The following is a 20,620-nucleotide window of genomic DNA, read 5'->3' on the forward strand; positions in this document are numbered from 1 at the left end:
TGAACCCATCCCTGGGCGCTACCGATGCCATCCCTGGCATAGGACCTCCTCTTCGGCCTGTCCCCGGCGCCCCTTGGCCGCTTGGCCTTTAGCCAAAAATATCCGCCAGGGCGGCTTCCAGAGTCTCGAACTGGAACTGGAAGCCCGCCTCCTGGAGGCGCTTCGGACGCATGTCGGCGCCGGTGAGCAGCAGCCGCGACATCTCGCCGAAGGCGGTCTCCAGCACGATGGCCGGCACCGGGAAGATCGCCGGACGCTTGAGCGCGCTGGCGAGGGTGCGGGTGAACTCGGCGTTGGTGACCGGGTGCGGGGCGCTGCCGTTGAAGGGCCCCTCGAGCTCGTCGTTGTCGAGCAGGAAGAGGATGGCGTGCACCAGATCCTCGCGGTGAATCCAGGGCATGAACTGCTTGCCGTCGCCGAAGCGTCCGCCCAGGCCCAGCTTGAAGGGCGGCAGCATCTTCTGCAGGCTGCCACCGCCGGTGTCGAGCACCAGGCCGATGCGCAGCAGCACCACCCGGGTGCCGAAGTCCTTCGCCTCCAGGGCGGTGTCCTCCCAGCGCTTGCAGAGCCGGTGGGCAAACTCGTCGTGGGGCGGCGTCTCTTCGCTGACCTCGCGATCCCCCTGGTCGCCGTAGTACCCCATCGCCGAGGCCGAGACCATGACCCGGGGAGCCCGGTCGCCGCTGGCCTTGAGCTGCTCGCAGAGGATCACCAGATCGCGGGTGATATTGACCCGCGAGTCGATCAGCCGCTTCTTCTGGTCGTCGCTCCAGCGCTTGCCCGCGATGGATTCGCCGGCGAGGTTGACGATGGCCTCCGGTGGCGTATCCACGAAGTCCAGCACCGAGCGACGGATATCCGTCCCCCCGGGCAGCCGCGACCTCACCGCCTCGGGGTCCCGGGACACCACCAGCAGCCGATGCCCCACCTCGGCCAGTTGCTGGCACAGCCGCTGCCCCACGAATCCGCTGCCGCCGGTGATCAGCACTCGCATCGAGACCTCCTGATATCTGTCGTGAAATGTGTCCGAGATGACTGGCATCTGCCATGGGTTATACAGCTGTTGTACACTTCTGCTAGTCTAGCTGAAAACCACAGAGGGTGACGCCGCCATGCGTTCCGATACCTCCCAGCATACCGCCATCATCGGCGCCGGCATCGCCGGACTCGCCTGCGCCCGGGCGCTGGACGCCGCCGGCCTGCCGGCCACCCTGTTCGACAAGGCCCGCGGCGCCGGCGGCAGGATGTCCAGCCGCCGCCTGCCGGATGCCGTGCTGGACCTGGGCGCCCAGTTCTTCAGCGTCCGCGACGCCACCTTCCGCCGCGCCGTGGAGGGCTGGCAAAAGGCCGGCAGCATCGCCCCCTGGCCCGTCTCGCTGTGGTCGGCGCAGCGGGGCAGCTGGCAACGTCACGAGGATGACCTGGAGCGTCTGTGCGGCACCCCGAGCATGAACGCCGTGACTCGCCACCTGGCCGAGGGGCTGACGGTGAAGGCGAAGACCCGCATCGAACGCCTGGAGGGAAGTGCCGGACACTGGCAGCTGGTGGATGAGCACGGCGAGCACCACGGCCCCTTCGCCCGGGTGGTGATCAGCGCCCCCTCACCCCAGGCCCATGCCCTGGTAGCGCCCCACGACGCGACCCTGGCCGAGGCCTGCGAGTCGGTGATCCAGCGCCCCTGCTGGGCCGCCTGGGCGCTGTTCGACGCCCCCCTGCCGGCGCTGTCCGGCGTCGACGATGACTGGCAGGCGGTGCGGGTGAACGATCCGCGGCTGCGCTTCGTGGTCCGCAACCAGCTCAAGCCCGGTCGCCAGGGCCAGGGCGAGAGCCTGAGCCTGCTGGCCAACCTCGAGTGGAGCGAGGCGCGCCTGGAGGACAGCCCCGAGACCATCGTGGAAGCGCTGCTCGACGCCTTCCAGCAGGCGCTGCCCGACGGCACCCTCCTGCCGGAGCCCAGCGCCCTGGGCGCCCACCGCTGGCGCTACGCCCAACCCGACGTCTTCGCCGGCGGCGAAGCCGTCAACCTCGATTATCGACGCTCGGCCAGCGGCCTTGCGCTGTGCGGCGACGCCTGGCGCGGCCCGCGGATCGAGGACGCCTGGCTCTCCGGCCACCATCTCGGCGAAGCCCTGGCCGCCGACGCCACCTGAATCGACCGTGACAGGAGTTCGTCATGTCTCACGCCCAGACACGCATCGCCGCCGGGGCCAGGAGGTCCTGCCAGCCATGAGCGACCCCGCACAGCACGCCGGCGATACGCCGCTCTACCCGATTCGCGAGGTCTCACGCCTCACCGGCGTGAACTCGGTGACACTGCGCGCCTGGGAGCGGCGCTATGGGCTGATCAAGCCCCAGCGCACGCCCAAGGGGCACCGCCTCTACGCCCGGGAAGACATCGAGCGCGTGGAGCAGATCCTGCAGTGGCTCAATCGCGGGGTGCCGGTGAGCCAGGTGCGCGAGCTGCTCGACCGCCCCGAGGCCAGCGAGGCCCCGATGGCCGACGCCAGCGACTGGCCAGGGCAGCGCGCGCAGCTGGTCACCGCGGTGGAGGCCCTGGACCTCGCGCGCCTGGAGACCCTCTACGCCCAGTCGCTCTCGCTCTATCCGGTGCCGGTGTGCATCGCCGAGCTGTGGGCGCCCACGGTACAGGCGCTGGAAGAGCGCTGGGGCGAACGGCTCGGCGATACCCTGCAGCGACTCAGCCTGGAGGCGTTCCTGCGCACCCGCATCGGCACCCGCCTGCTCCACGCCAACGCCCTCGCACCGGGCCCGGTACTACTGATGGTGCCGCTGCCCGACGACCCCGGCACCCTGTGGCGACTGCTGGCGGCTCTGGCGGCCAGCGATTGCGGCTACCGGGTGGAGCTGCTGGACTCGGCATTGCCCTTCGGCGAGATGCCCCTGGCGGTGGAGGCGCTGGGCGCCAGCGGCGTGCTGATGGCCGGCAGCCACGCGGGGCGCAGCGATCTGGTACGCCGCCAGCTGCCACGCCTGGCGGAGCAGCTGGAGGTGCCGCTGGCGCTGTGCGGCCCGGTGGCGCGCATCCGCGAGGCCGACCTGGAGGAGAGCCGCGTGGCGGTGCTGGGCGATGACCTGGGCCAGGCAATGACGCAGCTATCCGCCTTGCTGCCCCTGACCCGATTGCCCCGGCTGCCCCTGACGACGTGAGCACACCATGCCCCTCACCCTGATGTGGTTTCGCAGCGACCTGCGCGTCCATGACAACCGCGCCCTGGCCGCGGCCGCCGCCCGCGGCCCGGTGGTGGCCGTCTTCCTGCGCGCCCTGCCCCACTGGCAGCGCCACGGCCACGGCGCCAACGCGCTCGACTTCCGCGCCCGGGGCGTGGTGGCCCTCCAGGAGGCGCTGGCCGGGCTCAACATCCCGCTGCTGCACCGCGACATCGACGACTTCGCCGAGGCCCCGGCGGCGCTGCTGGCCCTCGCCCGGGAGACCGGCGCCAGCGGCCTGCACTTCAACCACGAGTACCCCCTGGACGAGCAGCGCCGCGATGCCGCCATGGCCACCGCCTTCCGGAACGCCGGGCTCGAGACCCATGGCCACCACGACAGCGTGGCCTTTGCCCCGGGGGAGCTGCTCACCGGCAAGGGCGACTACTACGGCGTCTTCACCCCCTTCGCGAAAAGCTGGCATCGCCAGCTGACGGCACAGCGCCTGGCCCTGGCCGAGACCCCCGCCCCCCAGGCGCCGACCGGCATCGCCAGCGACCCGCTCCCCACGCTGCCCGAGCTCGAGAAGGCGCCCATCGATGGCCGCCAGTGGCCCGCCGGCGAGGGCCCTGCCGCCGACCGGCTGGAGCGCTTCCTGCGCTTTCGCGGTCGCCACTACGCGAAGCAGCGCGACTTCCCGGCGATCCGCGGCACCAGCGAGCTCTCCCCCTACCTGGCGCTGGGCATGATCTCCCACCGCCAGTGCCTGCAGGCGGTGCTGGCCGAGAACGACGCCAGCCTGGCCGAGGGCGACGCCGGCCTCGTGGCCTGGGTCAACGAGCTGGTGTGGCGCGAGTTCTATCGCCACGTGGCGGTGGGCTTCCCCCGGGTGTGCCGCTATCGCCCCTTCCAGGCCCATACCGAGGGGCTCGCCTGGCGCGACGACGACGCAGGCTTCGCCGCCTGGTGCGAGGGGCGCACCGGCTACCCCATCGTCGATGCCGCCATGCGCCAGCTCGTCGCCACCGGCTGGATGCACAACCGCCTGCGCATGATCACCGCCATGTTCCTCGCGAAGCACCTGCTGATCGACTGGCGCCGCGGCGAGGCCTTCTTCATGCGCCATCTGGTGGATGGCGAGTTCTGCGCCAACAACGGCGGCTGGCAGTGGGCCGCCTCCACCGGCACCGATGCCGCCCCCTACTTCCGCATCTTCAACCCTACCACCCAGTCGCAGCGCTTCGACCCCGAAGGCACCTTCCTGGCCGAATGGCTGCCGGCGCTGGCCGAGCTGCCGGCGAAGGCCCGCCATGCACCGCCCCGTGACCTGCTCGGCGGCGTCGACTATCCCGCCCCCATCGTCGACCACAAGGCGGCCCGGGCCCGGGCCCTCGACGCTTTCAAGGCGCTGAAGGCCGACTGACACCGCGGCAACGACCGATTCAGGAGCCCCCCCATGGCAGCGACAGCAGACCAGCGGCTGGAGGCCTTCTGCGCCTTCTTCAATAAGCTAGACAAGAGCTGTACAAAAGATCTCTACGAGTTCTATACTCCCGATGTGCTCTTTATCGATCCGCTGCACCGTATAGAGGGCAGCAGGGCCCTGGAGCACTACTTCGCGACCCTGTACGAGAACGTGACAGCGTGCCGGTTCGACTTTCATGAGCGACAGAGTTCGGGTGATCAGGCCTTCGCCACCTGGACCATGCACCTGACCCATCCGCGGCTCGATGGGGGGCGCGAGATACGGGTATCGGGCTGTTCGCACCTGACCTTCGCCGCGGATGGCAGGGTGGCGCGTCACCAGGACTACTTCGACGCCGGCGCCATGCTCTACGAGCGCCTGCCGCTGCTCGGCGGCGCCATCCGGCTGGTGAAACGACGACTCGACGGCTGACGGAACCCCCGGCGGCCACTCCGGCAGCAGGATACCGATCACTGGAGGTTGCATGTCTCTATCCGGCACTCAACGCATCTGGCTCACCGGCGCCACCTCCGGCATCGGCCGCGCCCTCGCCGAGCGCCTGCTGGCCGATGGCCACCGGGTCGCGCTCAGTGCCCGGGGCGAGGCAGATCTCGAGGCGCTGGCCGCCGGGCACGACAACGCCCTGCTGCTGCCCCTGGACGTGAGCGACCGCCAGGCCGTGGCGCGCGCCGGCGAGCAGATCGCCGCGGCGTTCGGCGGCCTCGACCTGGCGCTGCTCAATGCCGGCACCTGCGAGTACCTGGAAGCCGACCGTTTCGATGTCGATCTGGTGGAGCGGGTCTTCGCCCCGAACTTTCACGGCGCCGTCTACTGCATCGCGGCGGCCCTGCCGCTGCTGCGCCGGGCCCGTGCCGACGGCGGCCGGCCGCTGCTCGCCGCCACCTCCAGCGCTGCGGCCTATCTGCCGATGCCCCGCGCCGAGGCCTACGGCGCCTCCAAGGCGGCCCTCAGCCACTTTCTAGAATCCCTGCGCCTGGACCTCCACGGCGAGGGCATAGACGTGAGCCTGATACACCCCGGCTTCGTGAAGACCCCGCTCACCGATCGCAATGACTTCCCGATGCCGATGCGAGTCGGAGTCGAGCAGGCCGTCGAGGCGATCCTGGACGGCCTCTCGTGCCATCGCCTGGATATCCACTTCCCGCGCCGTTTCACCCTGCTTCTGAAGCTGGCGGGCATCCTGCCCCCCTCGCTGCGCCACCGCCTCGGCCTGCGTCTGGTACGCCCGGCCACCACGTCGGAGAACGCCCCATGACCGCCTTTCATCGCCACCCCGGGGCATCGGAGCCGGAACGCCGCATCGCCGTGATCGGCAGTGGCATCGGTGGCATGGCCGCCGCCTGGTACCTGTCGAGCCGCTACCGGGTGACCCTCTTCGAGGCTGCCGACCGCCTGGGCGGCCATACCGCCACCATGGATGTCGAACTGGACGGAAGGCACTATGCGATAGATACCGGTTTCATCGTCTTCAACGACTGGACCTATCCACACTTTCAGCGTCTGCTGGCGCGGCTCGGCGTGCTCTCCCAGCCCACCGAGATGAGCTTCTCGGTCCACGAGACCGCCCGCGACTTCGAGTACAACGGCCATACCTTGGCGAGCCTGTTCGCCCAACGCCGCAATCTGCTGCGCCCCAGCTTCTATCGCCTGCTGCGCGACATCCTGCGCTTCAACCGCGAGGCGATCGAGGCCCTCGAGGGCGGCAGCCTGGACCCGGCCATGACCCTCGGGGAGTGGCTCGACGCCGGCGGCTTCGGCGAGACCTTCCAGCGCCACTACCTACTGCCTATGGGGGCCGCCATCTGGTCGGCGAGCCTTCGGGACCTCCGCGACTTCCCGCTGCAGTTCTTCGTGCGCTTCTTCCGCCACCACGGCCTGCTCTCGGTGAGCGATCGCCCCCAGTGGTACACCCTGGTGGGCGGCTCGCGCAGCTATATACCGGCGCTGACCGCGCCCTACGCGGGGGGCATCCGGCTGTCGACCCCGGTGCGCGGCATTCGCCGTCTGGCCGATGGCGTGGAGGTACGCACCGACGCCGGCAGGGAGCACTTCGACGAGGTGGTGCTGGCCTGCCACGCCGACCAGGCCCTGGGCATGCTGGAGGATCCTACCCCCGCCGAGCAGGAGGTCCTCTCCGCGCTGCCCTACCAGGACAACGAGGTGGTGCTGCATACCGATACCCGCCTGCTGCCCCGCCGGCGGCGGGCCTGGGCGAGCTGGAACTACCGCCTCGACGGGCGTGGCGAGAGCGAGCGCATCTCGGTGACCTATGACATGAACATCCTCCAGCGCCTGGAGGCGCCCCACACCTTCTGCGTGACCCTCAACGACGGCGAGGCCATCGATCCGGACAAGGTGCTGGGCCGCTATACCTATGCACACCCCCAGTTCACCCTGGCCGGCGAGGCGGCCAAGGCGCGCCATGCCGAGATATCCGGCCCCGCCTTCCGCACCCACTACTGCGGCGCCTACTGGCGAAACGGCTTCCACGAGGATGGGGTGTGGAGCGCACTCCGTGTCGCCCGCGGCCTGGGCTGCGACGAGGACTCGCCGCGCCCCGGTGAGCCGGGCTGGGCACCCGAGGTCGTCGAGGGCGCCGTGGCATGATCACCACGCCCCGCTCGCGCATCTACCGCGGCACACTGCGCCATCGGCGGTTTCTGCCGCGCCACCACACCTTCAGCTACCGGGTGTGGATGGCCTGGCTGGATCTGGATGAGCTGCCCGAGCTGTTCGACGGCGTCCCGGGCTTCAGTGCTCGCCGCCCCGCCCTGGCGCGCTTCCGCCGCGAGGACTACCTTGCCCCCCATGACCGGCCCCTCGGGCAGGTTGTCCGCGAGGAACTGGAGCGCCAGCTCGGCTGGGCCCCGAGCGGGCGCATCTGCCTGCTGACCCAGCTACGCACCCTGGGGGTCGGCTTCAACCCGGTTTCTCTCTATTACGCCTTCGATGACGATGGCGAACTGCGCGCCGTGCTCGGCGAGGTGACCAATGTGCCCTGGGGCGAGCGGGCCCGCTATGCCTGCGAGGTGCCGCCAGGCCGCCATAGCCACGAAGCCACCTTCGCCAAGATGATGCATGTCTCACCCTTCAACCCCATGGACATGACCTACCGCTGGCGCTTCAACACCCCGGAAGAGCGGCTGATGATGCACATGGAGACCTGGCAGGGAGACGCGCGCCCCTTCGACGCCACCCTGACCCTGGAGGCCCGCCCGGCGACCCGCGGCGTGCTGCTGGGCACCCTGGCACGCCAGCCCTGGATCAGCCTCAAGACCCTGGCCGGCATCCACTTCGAGGCACTGCGGCTGTGGCTCAAGCGCGTGCCGATCCATGACCACCCCGGTCCTGACCCGAGTTCCCGTTAAGGAGAGTTCGTCGTGAACACCCTGCGCTCTGAAAGCACCAACCGGCCCCTCGTGGAGGAGCCCGATCGCCTGACCCGCTGGCTGCGGCCGCGGCTGCTGAAGCAACTGGACCGCCTGGAGGGCGGCCAGGTGACCCTGATCGAGGGACACCGCCGCCATCGCCTCGGCCAGGGCGGCCCCCTGGACGTGACCCTGGTGGTGCGCGACACCCGCGCCTGGAAGCGCCTGGCGCTGGGCGGCACCGTGGGGGCCGCCGAGGCCTACATGGACGGGGACTGGGACGTCGACGATCTGGTCGCCCTGATACGGCTGCTCGCCGCCAATCTGGAGCGGGTCAACGGCGAGATGGAGAACGGCACGGCACGACTGGGGCGCTGGCTGATGGCCGCCCTCTATCGCCTGCAGCGCAACAGCCTGAAGGGGTCACGGCGCAATATCGCCGCCCACTACGATATCGGCAACGAGCTGTTCGCCACCTTTCTGGACAAGCACCACCTGATGTACTCCAGCGCCGTATTTCCCTTCCCGGAAGCGAGCCTGGAGGAGGCCTCCACCTTCAAGCTCGACCTGATGCTGGACCGCCTCGACGTGCGCCCCGAACACCACCTGCTGGAGATCGGCACCGGCTGGGGCGGGCTGGCCATCCACGCCGCCCGCACCCGCGGCTGCCGGGTCACCACCACCACCATCTCCGAGGAGCAGTACGCCCACACCGCGCGGCGCATCGAGGAGGAGGGACTGGGGGACCGCATCACCCTGCTCAAGCAGGATTACCGGGAGCTCGAGGGGCGCTTCGATCGGCTGATCTCGGTGGAGATGATCGAGGCGGTGGGGCACCAGTACCTGGACACCTACCTGGCCACCCTGGATCGCCTGCTGACCGACGACGGCCTGGCCATGCTGCAGGCCATCACCATCCGCGACCAGCGCTTCGAGGCGGCCAAGCGAGAGATGGACTTCATCAAGCGCTACATCTTTCCGGGCGGCTTCCTGCCCTCCCACCGCGCCATCCTCGACGGCCTGGCCCGGCGCACCTCGATGAACGTGCTGGCCCTGGACGAGATCGGCACCCACTACGCGCGCACCCTGCGCGAATGGCGCCATCGCTTCGAGGCCAATCTCGAGCGGGTGCGCAAGCTGGGCTATGACGAACGCTTCATCCGCATGTGGCGCTACTACCTGTGCTACTGCGAGGGCGGCTTCCTGGAACGCAGCATCGGCACCTGCCACCTGCTGCTGGCCAAGCCCGGCGCTCGCCCCGCCCCCCTGACCGGCAGCCACTGACCGATGGCCCTGCCATCGGCCCTGCGCCAGCCTGGCACCCGGCGGGCCCTGCTCAACCTGGTGGCCTTCGAACTGGGCTGGATGGCCTGCGTGCTGGGCGGCTCCTGGATCGCGGCGCTGGCCGCCAGCGTCGTGCTGACCCTGCACCTGGCCTGGCAGGCGCGGCCCGGCGAGTGGCGCTGGCTGGTGGGCTTTGCGGCGCTGGGCCTGGTGGTGGACGGAGGCCTGACGCTGGCCGGCGGCTTCGACTTCGGCGACCAGCCGCTGGTGTTCGGCGTGCTGCCGCTGTGGATGTGGCTGCTCTGGCCGCTGTTCGCCACCCTGCTTCACCACTCGCTGGCCTGGCTGTGGCAGCGCCCCTGGCTCGCCGTGCTGGGGGGCGCCATCAGCGGCCCGGCCTCCTATTTCGCCGGTGCCCGACTGGCCGATGTGGCACTCGCGCCCTGGCTGCTTCCGGCCCAGGCGCTGGTGTGGGGCCTGCTCTGCCTGTGGCTAACCGTTCGCCTCGGCCGCGGCGATCGCCGCACTTCCCTCGCCTGACCGCGCCGGCAGCCAGCGTGCTTCGATGGCGTCTGTCGGTTCCGGGCGCGCATAGAGGAAGCCCTGAACCAGGTCGCAGCCGGCCGCCAGCAGGAAGTCACGCTGGGCTTCGGTCTCGACGCCCTCCGCGATCACCTCCAGGTCGAGCCCCCGGGCCATGGCCAGCACCGCGGTCACGATGGCACTATCGGCACGATCGCCGGGCAGCGCACGGACGAAGGTCCGGTCGAGCTTGAGCTTGTCCAGCGGCAGCTGCTTGAGGTAGCCCAGCGACGAGTAGCCGGTGCCGAAATCGTCGATGGCAACGAGGTGTCCCAGTGCACGCAGCGCTTCCAGCCGCGGGGCGATGTCTCCGGCGCGCTCGTCAAGCAGCACCGACTCGGTGATCTCCAGCCCCAGCAGCCTGGCGGGCACCCCATGGCGGGCGAGCCCCGCGCTGAGCGTCGACTCCAGCTCGCCCTGGAACATCTGCAGCGCGGAGACGTTGATCCATACCGGCCGCTCGGGCATCCCCAGGCGGCGCCAGCGCGACAGGCAGGCCAGCGCCTCGTCGATGACCCAGTTCCCCAGCGAGGCCATCAGCCCGTGGCGCTCTGCCAGGGGAATGAAGTCGACCGGCGAGATCAGGCCGTCGCGGGGGTGGCGCCAGCGCAGCAGCGCCTCCCAGCCCACCAGGCCACCATCGTCGAGGCGGTGCTGCGCCTGGTAGTGCAACTCCAGCTGGGAGCCGGTGGCCAGGGCGTGGCGCAGGTCGTTGACCATTCCCAGCTGGGGGCTCTCCTGCACGTCCAGGGCGGTACGGAAGCGCTGGCTATGGTTGCGTCCGTGGCGCTTGGCGGCATAGAGCGCCGACTCCAGACGCTGGAAGAGGGTGCCGGACTCCCGGCCATCTTCTGGGGCGCGGCAGCTGCCGATGGTCAGCCCCAGGCGCAGCGAGTGCCCCGGAAGCTCGAAAGGCTCGGCGAGGTGGGCGCGAAGACCGACGACCCATTTGTCGTGATCGTCGAAGGTGGTGGTGCGGATCACCATGAACTCATCGCCGCCGAGGCGCCCCACCACACCGCCGGCCATCTGGTGGGCCAGGCGCTGGCCGAATCGCGCCAGCAGGCGGTCGCCCTGCTCCACGCCGAGGGAGTCATTGACCGCCTTGAAGCCATCGATGTCGATCAGCGCCATGTCGAGGCTCTCGCCCGCCCGCAGATGGCGCAGCCGTGAGCCCATGAGGTCGTGCAGGCGGCGCCGGTTGGGCAGGCCGGTGAGGGGGTCTTCGAAGCCGATCCGGCGTAGGTCGCGCTCGCGGGCCTTGTGCATCGAGATGTCGGTGAACAGGCAGACATGATGGTTGAGCCGCCCGCCGGCATCGGAAACGGCCCGCACGCGCAGCCACTCGGGGTACTCGTCGCCATGCTTGCGGCGGTTCCACATCTCCCCCTCCCAGCGCCCGGTGCTCTGCAGGGTCTGCCAGTAGCGCTCGAAGAAGGTGCTATCGTGGCGCGACGCCGCGAGCGAGGTGGCATTGCGGCCACGCACATCCGCAAAACTGAAACCGGTGATCCGGGTAAAGGCGGGGTTGACGGCGAGGATACGGTTGGCGGCGTCGGTGATGATGACGCCATCCTCGGTCAGCGCCAGCGCCTCCTGGCACAGCCTTGCGTGCTGATTCTCGCGACGCACCTGCCGCCAGGCGTCGGCCAGGCCGAGCCCCACCAGAACGATGGCGACGCCGCGCAGTGCCAGGTCGGGCAGCCAGACGCTGAGAGAAAGGCCAGCAAGGCCCACCCATACCAGCGGGCGATTCAGGGAGAAGGGTGGCCACATGGCGTTGGTCGACTCATGGGTGAAATGGGCAGGGAACATCAATTCATCGGCCGCTTTCGCCTTTACTGTACCCTCTCGGACCAGGCGGTAGTTCCACGCTGACGCCGGCAAGGGGCGACAGCGAAGCGCGCCTGGCGTGCATTCCCCCTGCGCGGACAGTAGACTTACCGGCAGTCGCCTGGCGGCGGCCTGTCGCCTCACGCGCACAATAACTTCGACCTTCGGAATGACCCAGTGACCAAGCAACACTCCTTTGATCGCGACCAACTGCTCGCCTGCTCCCGCGGCGAGCTGTTCGGCCCGGGTAACGCACAGCTACCCGCTCCCAATATGCTGATGCTCGACCGCATCACTCGCATCTACGAGGATGGCGGCGACTTCGGCAAGGGCGAGCTGATCGCCGAGCTGGATATCGACCCCAAGCTGTGGTTCTTCGAGTGCCATTTCCCCGGCGACCCGGTGATGCCGGGCTGCCTGGGTCTGGACGCCATGTGGCAGCTGGTCGGCTTCTACCTGGGCTGGCTCGGCCATCCAGGGCGCGGTCGCGCCCTGGGCTGTGGCGAGGTGAAGTTCACCGGCCAGATCCTCCCCGAAGCCAGCAAGGTCACCTACAAGATCGATATCAAGCGTATCATCACCCGGCGCCTGATCCTCGGCATTGCCGACGGCACCGTGTCGGTCGATGGCCGCGACATCTACCAGGCCACCGACCTGCGCGTCGGCCTGTTTACCTCCACCGCGAACTTCTGAATCAGGAGGCTTCCATGCGACGAGTGGTAGTCACCGGCCTGGGCATCGTGTCCTGCCTGGGCAACGACCGTCAGGCTGTTCTCGAGGCGCTCAAGGAAGGGCGTTCCGGTATCCGCTTCAAGGAAGAGTACGCCGAGCGCGGCTTCCGCAGCCAGGTCGCCGGCAGCGTCGACATCGACCTGGACGCGCTGATCGACCGCAAGCTGCGCCGCTTCATGGGTGATGCCGCGGCCTATGCCTACGTCTCCATGGCCCAGGCCATCGAGGATTCGGGGCTGACCCCGGAGATGGTCTCCAGCGAGCGCACCGGCCTGATCGCCGGCTCCGGCGGCGCCTCCAGCGCCAACCAGGTCGAGGCCGCCGACATCATGCGCGAGAAGGGCCTGCGCCGGGTGGGGCCCTACCGGGTCACCCGCACCATGGGCAGCACCGTCTCCGCCTGCCTGGCCACGCCCTTCAAGATCAAGGGCGTCAACTACTCCATCTCCTCGGCCTGCGCCACCTCGGCCCACTGCATCGGCAGCGCCATGGAGCAGATCCAGATGGGCAAGCAGGACGTGGTCTTCGCCGGCGGCGGCGAGGAGGAACACTGGACCCTCTCCTGCCTGTTCGATGCCATGGGCGCGCTTTCCACCCAGTACAACGACACCCCCGACAAGGCCTCCCGCCCCTATGACCAGGCCCGCGACGGCTTCGTCATCGCCGGCGGTGGCGGCATGGTGGTGCTCGAGGAACTGGAGCACGCCCGAGCCCGAGGCGCCAGGATCTACGCCGAAGTCGTGGGCTACGGCGCCACCTCCGATGGCCACGACATGGTCGCCCCCTCCGGCGAGGGCGCGGTACGCTGCATGCGCCAGGCCCTGGCCACGGTGGACGGCAAGATCGACTACATCAACACCCACGGCACCTCCACCCCGGTGGGCGATGTGGCCGAGCTCAAGGCGATCCGCGAGGTGTTCGGCAACAGCACGCCGGCCATGAGTTCCACCAAGTCGCTCACCGGTCACTCGCTGGGCGCCACCGGCGTGCAGGAGGCAATCTACTCGCTGCTGATGATGGAGAACGACTTCATTGCCGCCTCGGCCAACATCGAGACCCTCGACGAGCAGGCCGACGGCTTCGACATCGTGATGCGGCGTCGCGACGACGTGAAGGTCGAGCGGGTGCTCTCCAACAGCTTCGGCTTCGGTGGCACCAACGCCTGCCTGGTGCTGGAGAAGTTCGCGGACTGATGTTCAAGGGCCGGGGCCCACGGGCCTCGGCTTCGAATGCAATGAGGCGCCCCGCGGGGCGCCTCATTGCGTTGCCAGGGCCCTTGCCATGAATGAGGGGCCTTGCGTTCGCGGGGCCTCGTCTCAGACCGCGCCCTTCTCGGCGGTAGCCGCCGGCGTCGGCGAGGCCGGCCGCGGGACCTCGGAGATCTCGGCCAACCGCGCCTCGATCCAGGCCTCCACCTCGACCATCACCTCATCCGGGGAGCGCCCCGTGGTCTCGATGGCCTCGCCCACCACCAGCGACAGCCGCCCCGGGTTCTTGACCCAGTGGCGCCCCGGCCAGCGCTCGCCGGCGTTGTGGGCGATCGGCAACACCGGCACGCCGGCACGACAGGCGATCACCGCTCCCCCCTTGTTGTAGCGCTTGCGCTGCCCCGGCGCGACCCGGGTCCCCTCAGGAAAGATCAGCACCGAGAGCCCCTCCTCCAGACGCTGCCTGCCCTGGGTGAGCACCTGCTTCATGGCCCGGGCCGGCCGACTGCGGTCCAGGGCGATGGGGTGCAGCAGGCGCAGTCCCCAGCCGAACAGCGGTATACGCAGCAGCTCCTGCTTGAGCACGGTACAGATCGGCGGCTTGAGGACCTGCAGGTAGATGGTCTCCCACTCGCTCTGATGGTTGGAGAGAATCACGCAGGGGCCCGCAGGCAGGCGCTCGCGTCCACGGATCTCGTAGCGCACCCCGCACGCCCAGCGAAACCAGGCGGTGATCAGGTGGTTGTAGACGTTGAGCAGGCGGTAGCGGCTGCCCAGCGGCAGCAGTGGCGCCAGCGGCACGAACAGCAGGCCACACACCAGCATGATGAGGAAGTAGCCGACGTAGAAGAGCAGGCTGCGCAGGGCATTCATGAGGGCGATGGTTCCTCCGGCGGCTCATGGCAGCGATGGTTGACCTCGCACCAGGCGTCCAGCATCCGTCCCACCTCCAGCCGCCAGGGCTTCTGATGGACGCCGAACACCTCCAGCACCCGCCGGCAGTTGAGCACCCGCCGCAGCGGATGGTCGTGGTGGTGGTGCAGGGCCTTCACCTCACCCAGGGCGGCCGGCTTGCCGAGCCCCTCGAGCCGGGTGGCGAGCTGGGTGCGCACCATGGAGACGAAGGTGTAGACGCTGATCGGCTCGGTGCCGGCCAGGTGGTAACTGCCCCAGGCCTCGGCGCCGCAGTGCTGCTGCTGGAGCATGCCGATCAGCGACATGGCCACGGCGTCGGCGGAGGTGGGACAGCAGGTGACATCGGCCTCGCCGCGCACCTCCCGCCCCGCCACCAGGGTGTCGATCAGCTCCCCCAGCCAGGCATGACCGCCCTCCAGGGCGAACAGCGGCCCCAGGCGCACGATCAGATGTCGCGGGTACTCCGCACGGATGCGATCACCGGTGACCACCAGGCGGCGCAGGCTCTCGTCCCGGGGCCGCGGGATGACGTGCTCGTCGATGGGTTCGGCGAAGCCATCCTCGTAGAGCTGGTCGGAGACGCACCAGACCAACGGCACGCCGGCCTCCCGGCACACCTCCATGCACTGCTCCACCGCCTCGGCGTGGGCGGTCACCTCGGCCGGCGCGGCACGGATGGGGCGCGACAGCGGGGGAATGATCAGGGCATCCGGCGCCACCTCGGCGAGCCGCTCGGCATCGATCACGCTGCCGGCGTCGATGACCAGTTCGGTATCGCTGCGCCGATTGACCTCCCGGGCCAGCGCCAGGCTCAGGCAGTGGCCGGCATCCAGTATCAGCAGCTTCACTCGTGCTCCTCCCTGCCCCCGACGAGTCGCTGCATCCTAGAACGGAATCTCGTCATCAAAATCATCGAAGCTGCCCGGATCCGGAGCCCCGTAGTTGCTCTGCTGGTTGCTCTGCTGGTTGCTCTGCTGGTTGCCCTGCTGCCTACCTGGTTGCCCCCCCTGGGGCTGCCCCGCCGGCGGGGTCGGAGCGGGACGCTGCTGGGGTTGGGCCGGCGACTGGGGCTGACCGCCATAGCCGCCGCCCTGCTGCTGGGGAGCGCCGCCATAGCCGCCCTGCTGGGGCTGGCCACCGTAGCCGCCACCCTGCGGGGGCATGTTGCCACCCTGGGGGGCCCCGCCGCCCTGGAAGTCACCGCCACCGGCCCGGGAGTCGAGCATCTGCATGTCGTTGACGACGATCTCGGTGCTGTAGCGATCCTGGCCGTCCTGCCCCTGCCACTTGCGGGTCTGGAGGCGACCCTCGACGTAGATGCGAGAGCCCTTCTTGAGATACTGCTGGCCGATCTCGGCCAGCTTGTTGAACATCACCAGGGTGTGCCACTCGGTGCGCTCCTGGCGCTGGCCGGATTGCTTGTCCATCCAGGTATCGGTGGTGGCCAGCCGCAGGTTGGCCACCGGGGCCCCGGAGGGCAGGAAGCGAACCTCGGGATCCTGTCCCAGGTTGCCGATCAGAATGACCTTGTTGACGCCACGGGCCATGTTGGACTCCTTGCTGTCATGAATGCTTGAGACTGCAGGCAGGCCTGCAGGATGGCGCATCGAGCGCCTGCTTGCGAGCCAGACGTGGCGGGCCCGCCATCAGGCCCGCTCCTTGCGATTATCGATCACTCTTGCCAGGGCCTCTTCATCGAGGCGCCGGCGGTCCACCTTGAGATAGGCCAGCCGATCCTCGGGGACCACCAGCACGTCCTCGACCCCGGCCACCTCGGCGAAGCGGGCCGCCAGGCTCTCGAGGGCTGCACCCTGGTGTTCGTCATCCAGCGCCACCACCTCGCTGGCCAGGTGGGGTGGCGGCGTCATGCCCGCCATCAGCGCCAGCCACACCAGCCCCAGCAGGCCGCAGCCGACGAACACCGCGGCCAGTCCCCACTGCTGGGCGAGGAAGCCGCCCAGCACCCCGCCCAGGAAGGCGCCGAGGAACTGGCTGGTGGAGTAGACCCCCATGGCAGTGCCCTTGGCTCCCGCCGGCGCCAGCTTGCTGAGCATCGAGGGCAGGGTGGCCTCGAGAAGGTTGAAGGCGATGAAGAACAGCAGCAGCCAGCCGAACAGGCTCCACAGCCCGTCGCCCAGGCCCGCAAGCCCGCCGAGGCTGAGGCTGATGGCGCCGATGGCCAGCAGGCACATCGCCTTCATCTGGCGGCGCTTCTCGGCCAGGATCACCAGCGGCACCATGCCGGCGAAGGCCAGCAGCATGACGCCCAGATAGGTGAGCCCGTGACGCTCCACTGCGATACCGGCCTCCACCAGCCGGAAGGGGACGGCGACGAAGATCGCCATCAGGATCAGGTGCAGGGCGAAGATGGAGAGATCCAGGCGCAGCAGGTCAGCACGGCCCAGGGTCGCGGCCAGCTGGCTGCGCTCGATGCCCACGTCCCGGTGCTGGAGGCGGCGCGGCGCGGGAGGGACCAGCTTCCACAGCACCAGCAGACCCAGGACGGCCAGCGCCGCGGTGAACCAGAACACCGCCGAGAGGCCGAAGCCGGCGGCCAGCCAGGGGCCCAGCACCATGGCCAGGGCGAAGGCCACGCCGATGGAGAGCCCGATGGTGGCCATGGCCGCGGTGCGCACCTGTTCGCGGGTCTGGTCGGCGAGCAGCGCCATGATGGCGGCAGCCACCGCCCCGCTGCCCTGCAGGCAGCGGCCGAGGATCACCCCGCCGATGGTGTCGGCCTGGGCCGCCACCACGCTGCCGACCATGAAGAGCAGCAGGCCGAAGGCGATCACCGGCTTGCGGCCGAGGCGGTCGGAGAGCGCGCCGAAGGGAATCTGCAACAGCGCCTGGGTGAGGCCATAGACGCCCAGGGCCAGCCCCACCAGCAGCGGCGTGGCACCGGCCAGCTCGTCGGCGTAGAGCGCCAGTACCGGCAGCACCATGAACAGGCCCAGCATGCGCGTGGCATAGAGGCTGGCCAGCCCGGTGATGGCGCGCCGCTCGCTGGACAGCAGCAGCCCGGAAACCTTTCGCATAGGGAGGATGACGTTCCATGCTCGGGTGCGTTGCACCCCTGAGTGAATCGCATATTCTAGCGGCTCGCCGCCACCCAGGGAAAGCCGCGTCCCGACGTCACTTTGCCGCCACGGCGGCCGGCCCCGTATAATCGCTCTTTTGCCGTGCGCCCGAGGTGGGAATGGACAAGATTCTGGTGAGGGGTGCCCGCACCCACAACCTGAAGGATATCGATGTCGAGCTGCCCCGCGACGCTCTGATCGTGGTCACCGGACTCTCCGGTTCCGGCAAGTCGTCGCTGGCCTTCGACACTCTCTACGCCGAGGGGCAGCGCCGCTACGTGGAGTCGCTCTCCACCTACGCCCGCCAGTTCCTGTCCATGATGGAGAAGCCCGACGTCGACCATATCGAGGGGCTGTCTCCGGCGATCTCCATCGAGCAGAAGTCCACCTCCCACAACCCCCGCTCCACCGTGGGCACCATTACCGAGATCTACGACTACCTGCGCCTGCTGTTCGCCCGCACCGGCACCCCCCGCTGCCCGGAGCACGGCGAGGACCTGGAGGCCCAGACGGTCTCCCAGATGGTCGACCAGGTGCTGGCGCTGCCCGAGGGCAGCAAGCTGATGCTGCTGGCCCCGGTGGTCAAGGGACGCAAGGGCGAGCACCTGCAGCTGCTCGCCGAGCTTCGCGCCCAGGGCTTCGTGCGCGCCATGGTCGACGGCCAGGTGCTCGAGCTCGACGACATCGCGCCTCTGGACAAGAACAGGAAACACGATATCAGCGTGGTGGTGGACCGCATCAAGGTCCGCGAGGGGCTCCAACAACGCCTGGCCGAGTCCTTCGAGACGGCCCTGGGCCTGTCCGACGGCATCGCCATGGTCCACTTCATGGATGGCGAGCGCGACGACCTGGCCTTCTCGGCGCGCTTCGCCTGCCCGGTGTGCGGCTACTCCATCGCCGAGCTCGAGCCGCGCATGTTCTCCTTCAACAACCCGGCCGGCGCCTGCCCGAGCTGCGACGGGCTCGGGGTGCAGCAGGTGTTCGACCCCGAGAAGCTGATCAGCCATCCGGAGCTCTCCCTGGCCGAGGGCGTCATCAAGGGCTGGGATCGGCGCAGCGTCTTCTACTTCAACCAGCTTCAGTCGGTGGCGGAACACTACCGCTTCACCCTGGAGACTCCCTGGCAGGAGTTGGCGCGCCACGAGCGCGAGGTGATCCTGCATGGCAGCGGCCACGACGAGATCGCCTTCCACTACGTCAACGACCGGGGCCGGAAGGTGACCCGCCAGCACCCCTTCGAAGGGGTGCTGCCCAACCTCAAGCGTCGCTACCGCGAGACCGAGTCCAACATGGTTCGCGAGGAACTGGCCCGCTACATTGCCGTGCAGCCCTGTCCGACCTGCCATGGCTCGCGGCTGCGCAAGGAGTCGCGTCACGTCTTCATCGACGAACGCAACCTGCCGGAGATGGTTCGACTGCCCATCGGTGAGGCCTGGGCCTACTTCAAGACGTTGACGCTGCCGGGGCGGCGCGGCGAGATCGCCGTGAAGATCATCAACGAGATCCACGCCCGCCTGGAGTTCCTGGTCAACGTGGGACTCGACTACCTCAACCTGGAGCGCAGCGCCGAGACCCTCTCCGGCGGCGAGGCCCAGCGCATCCGCCTGGCCAGCCAGATCGGCGCCGGCCTGGTGGGGGTCATGTACATCCTCGACGAACCCTCCATCGGCCTGCACCAGCGCGACAACGACCGCCTGCTCAAGACCCTTGAGCGCCTGCGTGACCTGGGCAATACCGTGATCGTGGTGGAGCACGACGAGGACGCCATCCGTGCCGCGGATCACGTGCTGGACATCGGCCCGGGGGCCGGTGTGCATGGCGGTCGCATCGTCGCCCAGGGCACCCCCGAGGCGGTGATGGCCAATCCCGACTCTCTCACCGGCCAGTACCTGGTCGGCACCCGGCGTATCGAGGTCCCCCCGTGGCGGATCCCCGGCAACCCGGAGAAGGTGCTGCGCCTGGTAGGCGCGACCGGCAACAACCTGCAGGACGTCACCCTCGAGCTGCCCCTGGGGCTGTTCATCTGCGTCACTGGCGTCTCGGGCTCCGGCAAGTCGACCCTGATCAACTCGACGCTGATGCCCATCGCCGCCCGGGAGCTCAACCACGCCACCAGCCTGACCCCCGGGCCCCACGAGCGCATCGAGGGGCTCGACCAGCTCGACAAGGTCATCGACATCGACCAGAGCCCCATCGGCCGCACGCCGCGCTCCAATCCCGCCACCTACACCGGCATCTTCACGCCCATACGCGAACTCTTCGCCGGCACACAGGAGGCGCGCTCACGCGGCTACAAGCCGGGGCGCTTCTCCTTCAACGTCAAGGGCGGGCGCTGCGAGGCGTGCCAGGGCGAGGGGATGATCAAGGTGGAGATGCATTTCCTGCCGGATATCTACGTGCCCTGCGACGTCTGCAAGGGCAAGCGCTACAACCGCGAGACCCTGGAGATCCAGTACAAGGGCAAGACCATCGACGAGGTACTGGCGATGACCGTGGAGGAGGCGCTGGCATTCTTCAGCCCGGTGCCGGCCATCGCCCGGCGCCTGCAGACCCTGCTCGACGTGGGGCTCTCCTACATCCGCCTGGGACAGAGCGCCACCACCCTCTCCGGCGGCGAGGCCCAGCGGGTCAAGCTGGCCCGGGAGCTGGCCAAGCGCGACACCGGCAAGACGCTTTATATCCTCGACGAGCCCACCACCGGGCTGCACTTCGAGGACATCCGCCAGCTGCTCACCGTGCTCCACCGCCTGCGCGACCATGGCAACACCATCGTGGTCATCGAACACAACCTGGACGTGATCAAGACCGCGGACTGGGTGATCGACCTGGGCCCCGAGGGCGGCTCAGGCGGCGGGCGCATCATCGCCGAGGGCACCCCGGAGCAGGTAGCGAAGATGGACGCCTCCCACACCGGTCGGTTCCTCAAGCCGCTGCTGGAACGCGCCCGACAACACAAGGCCGAGCCGG

Annotated in this window: 18 protein-coding genes; 12 read left to right on the forward strand and 6 right to left on the reverse strand. The window is 69.0% G+C overall.

Translation table 11 applies throughout. The annotated features are described in order from the left end of the window. Nucleotides 1-88: 88 nt before the first annotated feature. A complete protein-coding gene (locus tag IBX53_RS08305; RefSeq protein ID WP_290907841.1) occupies nucleotides 89-994 on the reverse strand; it encodes a TIGR01777 family oxidoreductase in 906 nt (301 codons plus the stop codon). A 118-nt stretch (nucleotides 995-1,112) separates the two neighbouring features. On the opposite strand from IBX53_RS08305, the gene IBX53_RS08310 reads away from it, so the two are divergent. From IBX53_RS08310 to IBX53_RS08350, 9 genes are all read left to right on the forward strand, one after another. Next, on the forward strand, nucleotides 1,113-2,150 hold the full coding sequence (locus IBX53_RS08310; protein ID WP_290907844.1) for an FAD-dependent oxidoreductase: 1,038 nt from the start codon (nucleotides 1,113-1,115) through the stop codon (nucleotides 2,148-2,150). 76 nt (nucleotides 2,151-2,226) lie between these two features. Next, on the forward strand, nucleotides 2,227-3,168 hold the full coding sequence (locus tag IBX53_RS08315; protein ID WP_290907848.1) for a MerR family transcriptional regulator: 942 nt from the start codon (nucleotides 2,227-2,229) through the stop codon (nucleotides 3,166-3,168). A gap of 7 nt (nucleotides 3,169-3,175) precedes the next feature. Next, nucleotides 3,176-4,591, forward strand: a complete 1,416-nt coding sequence (gene phrB, locus IBX53_RS08320) for a deoxyribodipyrimidine photo-lyase (protein WP_290907851.1) — start codon at nucleotides 3,176-3,178, stop codon at nucleotides 4,589-4,591. 33 nt (nucleotides 4,592-4,624) lie between these two features. After that, complete coding sequence (locus IBX53_RS08325; RefSeq protein ID WP_290907854.1) at nucleotides 4,625-5,065, forward strand: nuclear transport factor 2 family protein; 441 nt, start codon at nucleotides 4,625-4,627, stop codon at nucleotides 5,063-5,065. A 52-nt stretch (nucleotides 5,066-5,117) separates the two neighbouring features. Next, nucleotides 5,118-5,909 (forward strand): SDR family oxidoreductase, encoded by a 792-nt coding sequence (locus IBX53_RS08330; RefSeq protein ID WP_290907856.1) that lies wholly within the window; start codon nucleotides 5,118-5,120, stop codon nucleotides 5,907-5,909. Next, a complete protein-coding gene (locus IBX53_RS08335) occupies nucleotides 5,906-7,261 on the forward strand; it encodes an NAD(P)/FAD-dependent oxidoreductase (RefSeq protein WP_290907859.1) in 1,356 nt (451 codons plus the stop codon). The genes IBX53_RS08330 and IBX53_RS08335 overlap by 4 nt, the downstream gene beginning before the upstream one ends. Next, nucleotides 7,258-8,022, forward strand: coding sequence for a DUF1365 domain-containing protein (locus IBX53_RS08340; protein WP_290907861.1), 765 nt, complete (start codon nucleotides 7,258-7,260; stop codon nucleotides 8,020-8,022). The genes IBX53_RS08335 and IBX53_RS08340 overlap by 4 nt, the downstream gene beginning before the upstream one ends. 12 nt (nucleotides 8,023-8,034) lie before the next feature. Continuing rightward, nucleotides 8,035-9,306 (forward strand): cyclopropane-fatty-acyl-phospholipid synthase family protein, encoded by a 1,272-nt coding sequence (locus IBX53_RS08345; protein WP_290907863.1) that lies wholly within the window; start codon nucleotides 8,035-8,037, stop codon nucleotides 9,304-9,306. Between the two features lie 60 nt (nucleotides 9,307-9,366). Beyond that, on the forward strand, nucleotides 9,367-9,846 hold the full coding sequence (locus tag IBX53_RS08350) for a DUF2878 domain-containing protein (protein WP_290907878.1): 480 nt from the start codon (nucleotides 9,367-9,369) through the stop codon (nucleotides 9,844-9,846). Here the strand turns inward: IBX53_RS08350 and IBX53_RS08355 are convergent. After that, nucleotides 9,799-11,664, reverse strand: a complete 1,866-nt coding sequence (locus IBX53_RS08355) for a bifunctional diguanylate cyclase/phosphodiesterase (RefSeq protein WP_290907880.1) — start codon at nucleotides 11,662-11,664, stop codon at nucleotides 9,799-9,801. The two genes, IBX53_RS08350 and IBX53_RS08355, sit on opposite strands and share 48 nt — an antisense overlap. Before the next feature lie 234 nt (nucleotides 11,665-11,898). Between IBX53_RS08355 and fabA the strand changes: the two genes are divergently transcribed. Both fabA and fabB read left to right on the forward strand, forming a co-directional pair. Continuing rightward, nucleotides 11,899-12,414, forward strand: coding sequence for a 3-hydroxyacyl-[acyl-carrier-protein] dehydratase FabA (gene fabA / locus IBX53_RS08360; RefSeq protein WP_290907865.1), 516 nt, complete (start codon nucleotides 11,899-11,901; stop codon nucleotides 12,412-12,414). 14 nt (nucleotides 12,415-12,428) lie between these two features. Continuing rightward, a complete protein-coding gene (gene fabB, locus IBX53_RS08365; RefSeq protein ID WP_290907867.1) occupies nucleotides 12,429-13,646 on the forward strand; it encodes a beta-ketoacyl-ACP synthase I in 1,218 nt (405 codons plus the stop codon). 123 nt (nucleotides 13,647-13,769) lie between these two features. Here fabB and IBX53_RS08370 read toward each other — a convergent pair whose 3' ends face one another. The 4 genes from IBX53_RS08370 to IBX53_RS08385 form a co-directional block, all read right to left on the reverse strand. Further along, a complete protein-coding gene (locus IBX53_RS08370) occupies nucleotides 13,770-14,534 on the reverse strand; it encodes a 1-acyl-sn-glycerol-3-phosphate acyltransferase (protein ID WP_290907870.1) in 765 nt (254 codons plus the stop codon). After that, the gene (locus IBX53_RS08375) at nucleotides 14,531-15,424 is read right to left on the reverse strand and encodes a sugar nucleotide-binding protein (protein ID WP_290907872.1); all 894 of its coding nucleotides are present in this window, start codon (nucleotides 15,422-15,424) and stop codon (nucleotides 14,531-14,533) included. Before IBX53_RS08375 ends, IBX53_RS08370 begins: the two co-directional genes overlap by 4 nt. A gap of 36 nt (nucleotides 15,425-15,460) precedes the next feature. After that, nucleotides 15,461-16,123 carry a single-stranded DNA-binding protein gene (locus IBX53_RS08380; protein ID WP_290907874.1) on the reverse strand — a complete coding sequence of 221 codons (663 nt, stop codon included), beginning with the start codon at nucleotides 16,121-16,123 and terminating at the stop codon, nucleotides 15,461-15,463. 99 nt (nucleotides 16,124-16,222) lie between these two features. Beyond that, the gene (locus tag IBX53_RS08385; protein ID WP_290907876.1) at nucleotides 16,223-17,611 is read right to left on the reverse strand and encodes an MFS transporter; all 1,389 of its coding nucleotides are present in this window, start codon (nucleotides 17,609-17,611) and stop codon (nucleotides 16,223-16,225) included. A 161-nt stretch (nucleotides 17,612-17,772) separates the two neighbouring features. On the opposite strand from IBX53_RS08385, the gene uvrA reads away from it, so the two are divergent. Beyond that, the coding region (uvrA, locus tag IBX53_RS08390) for an excinuclease ABC subunit UvrA (protein WP_290907877.1) at nucleotides 17,773-20,620 on the forward strand (2,848 nt) is incomplete at its 3' end.

Origin of the sequence: Halomonas sp. (assembly GCF_014859505.1) — a bacterium.
GTDB lineage: Bacteria > Pseudomonadota > Gammaproteobacteria > Pseudomonadales > Halomonadaceae > Halomonas.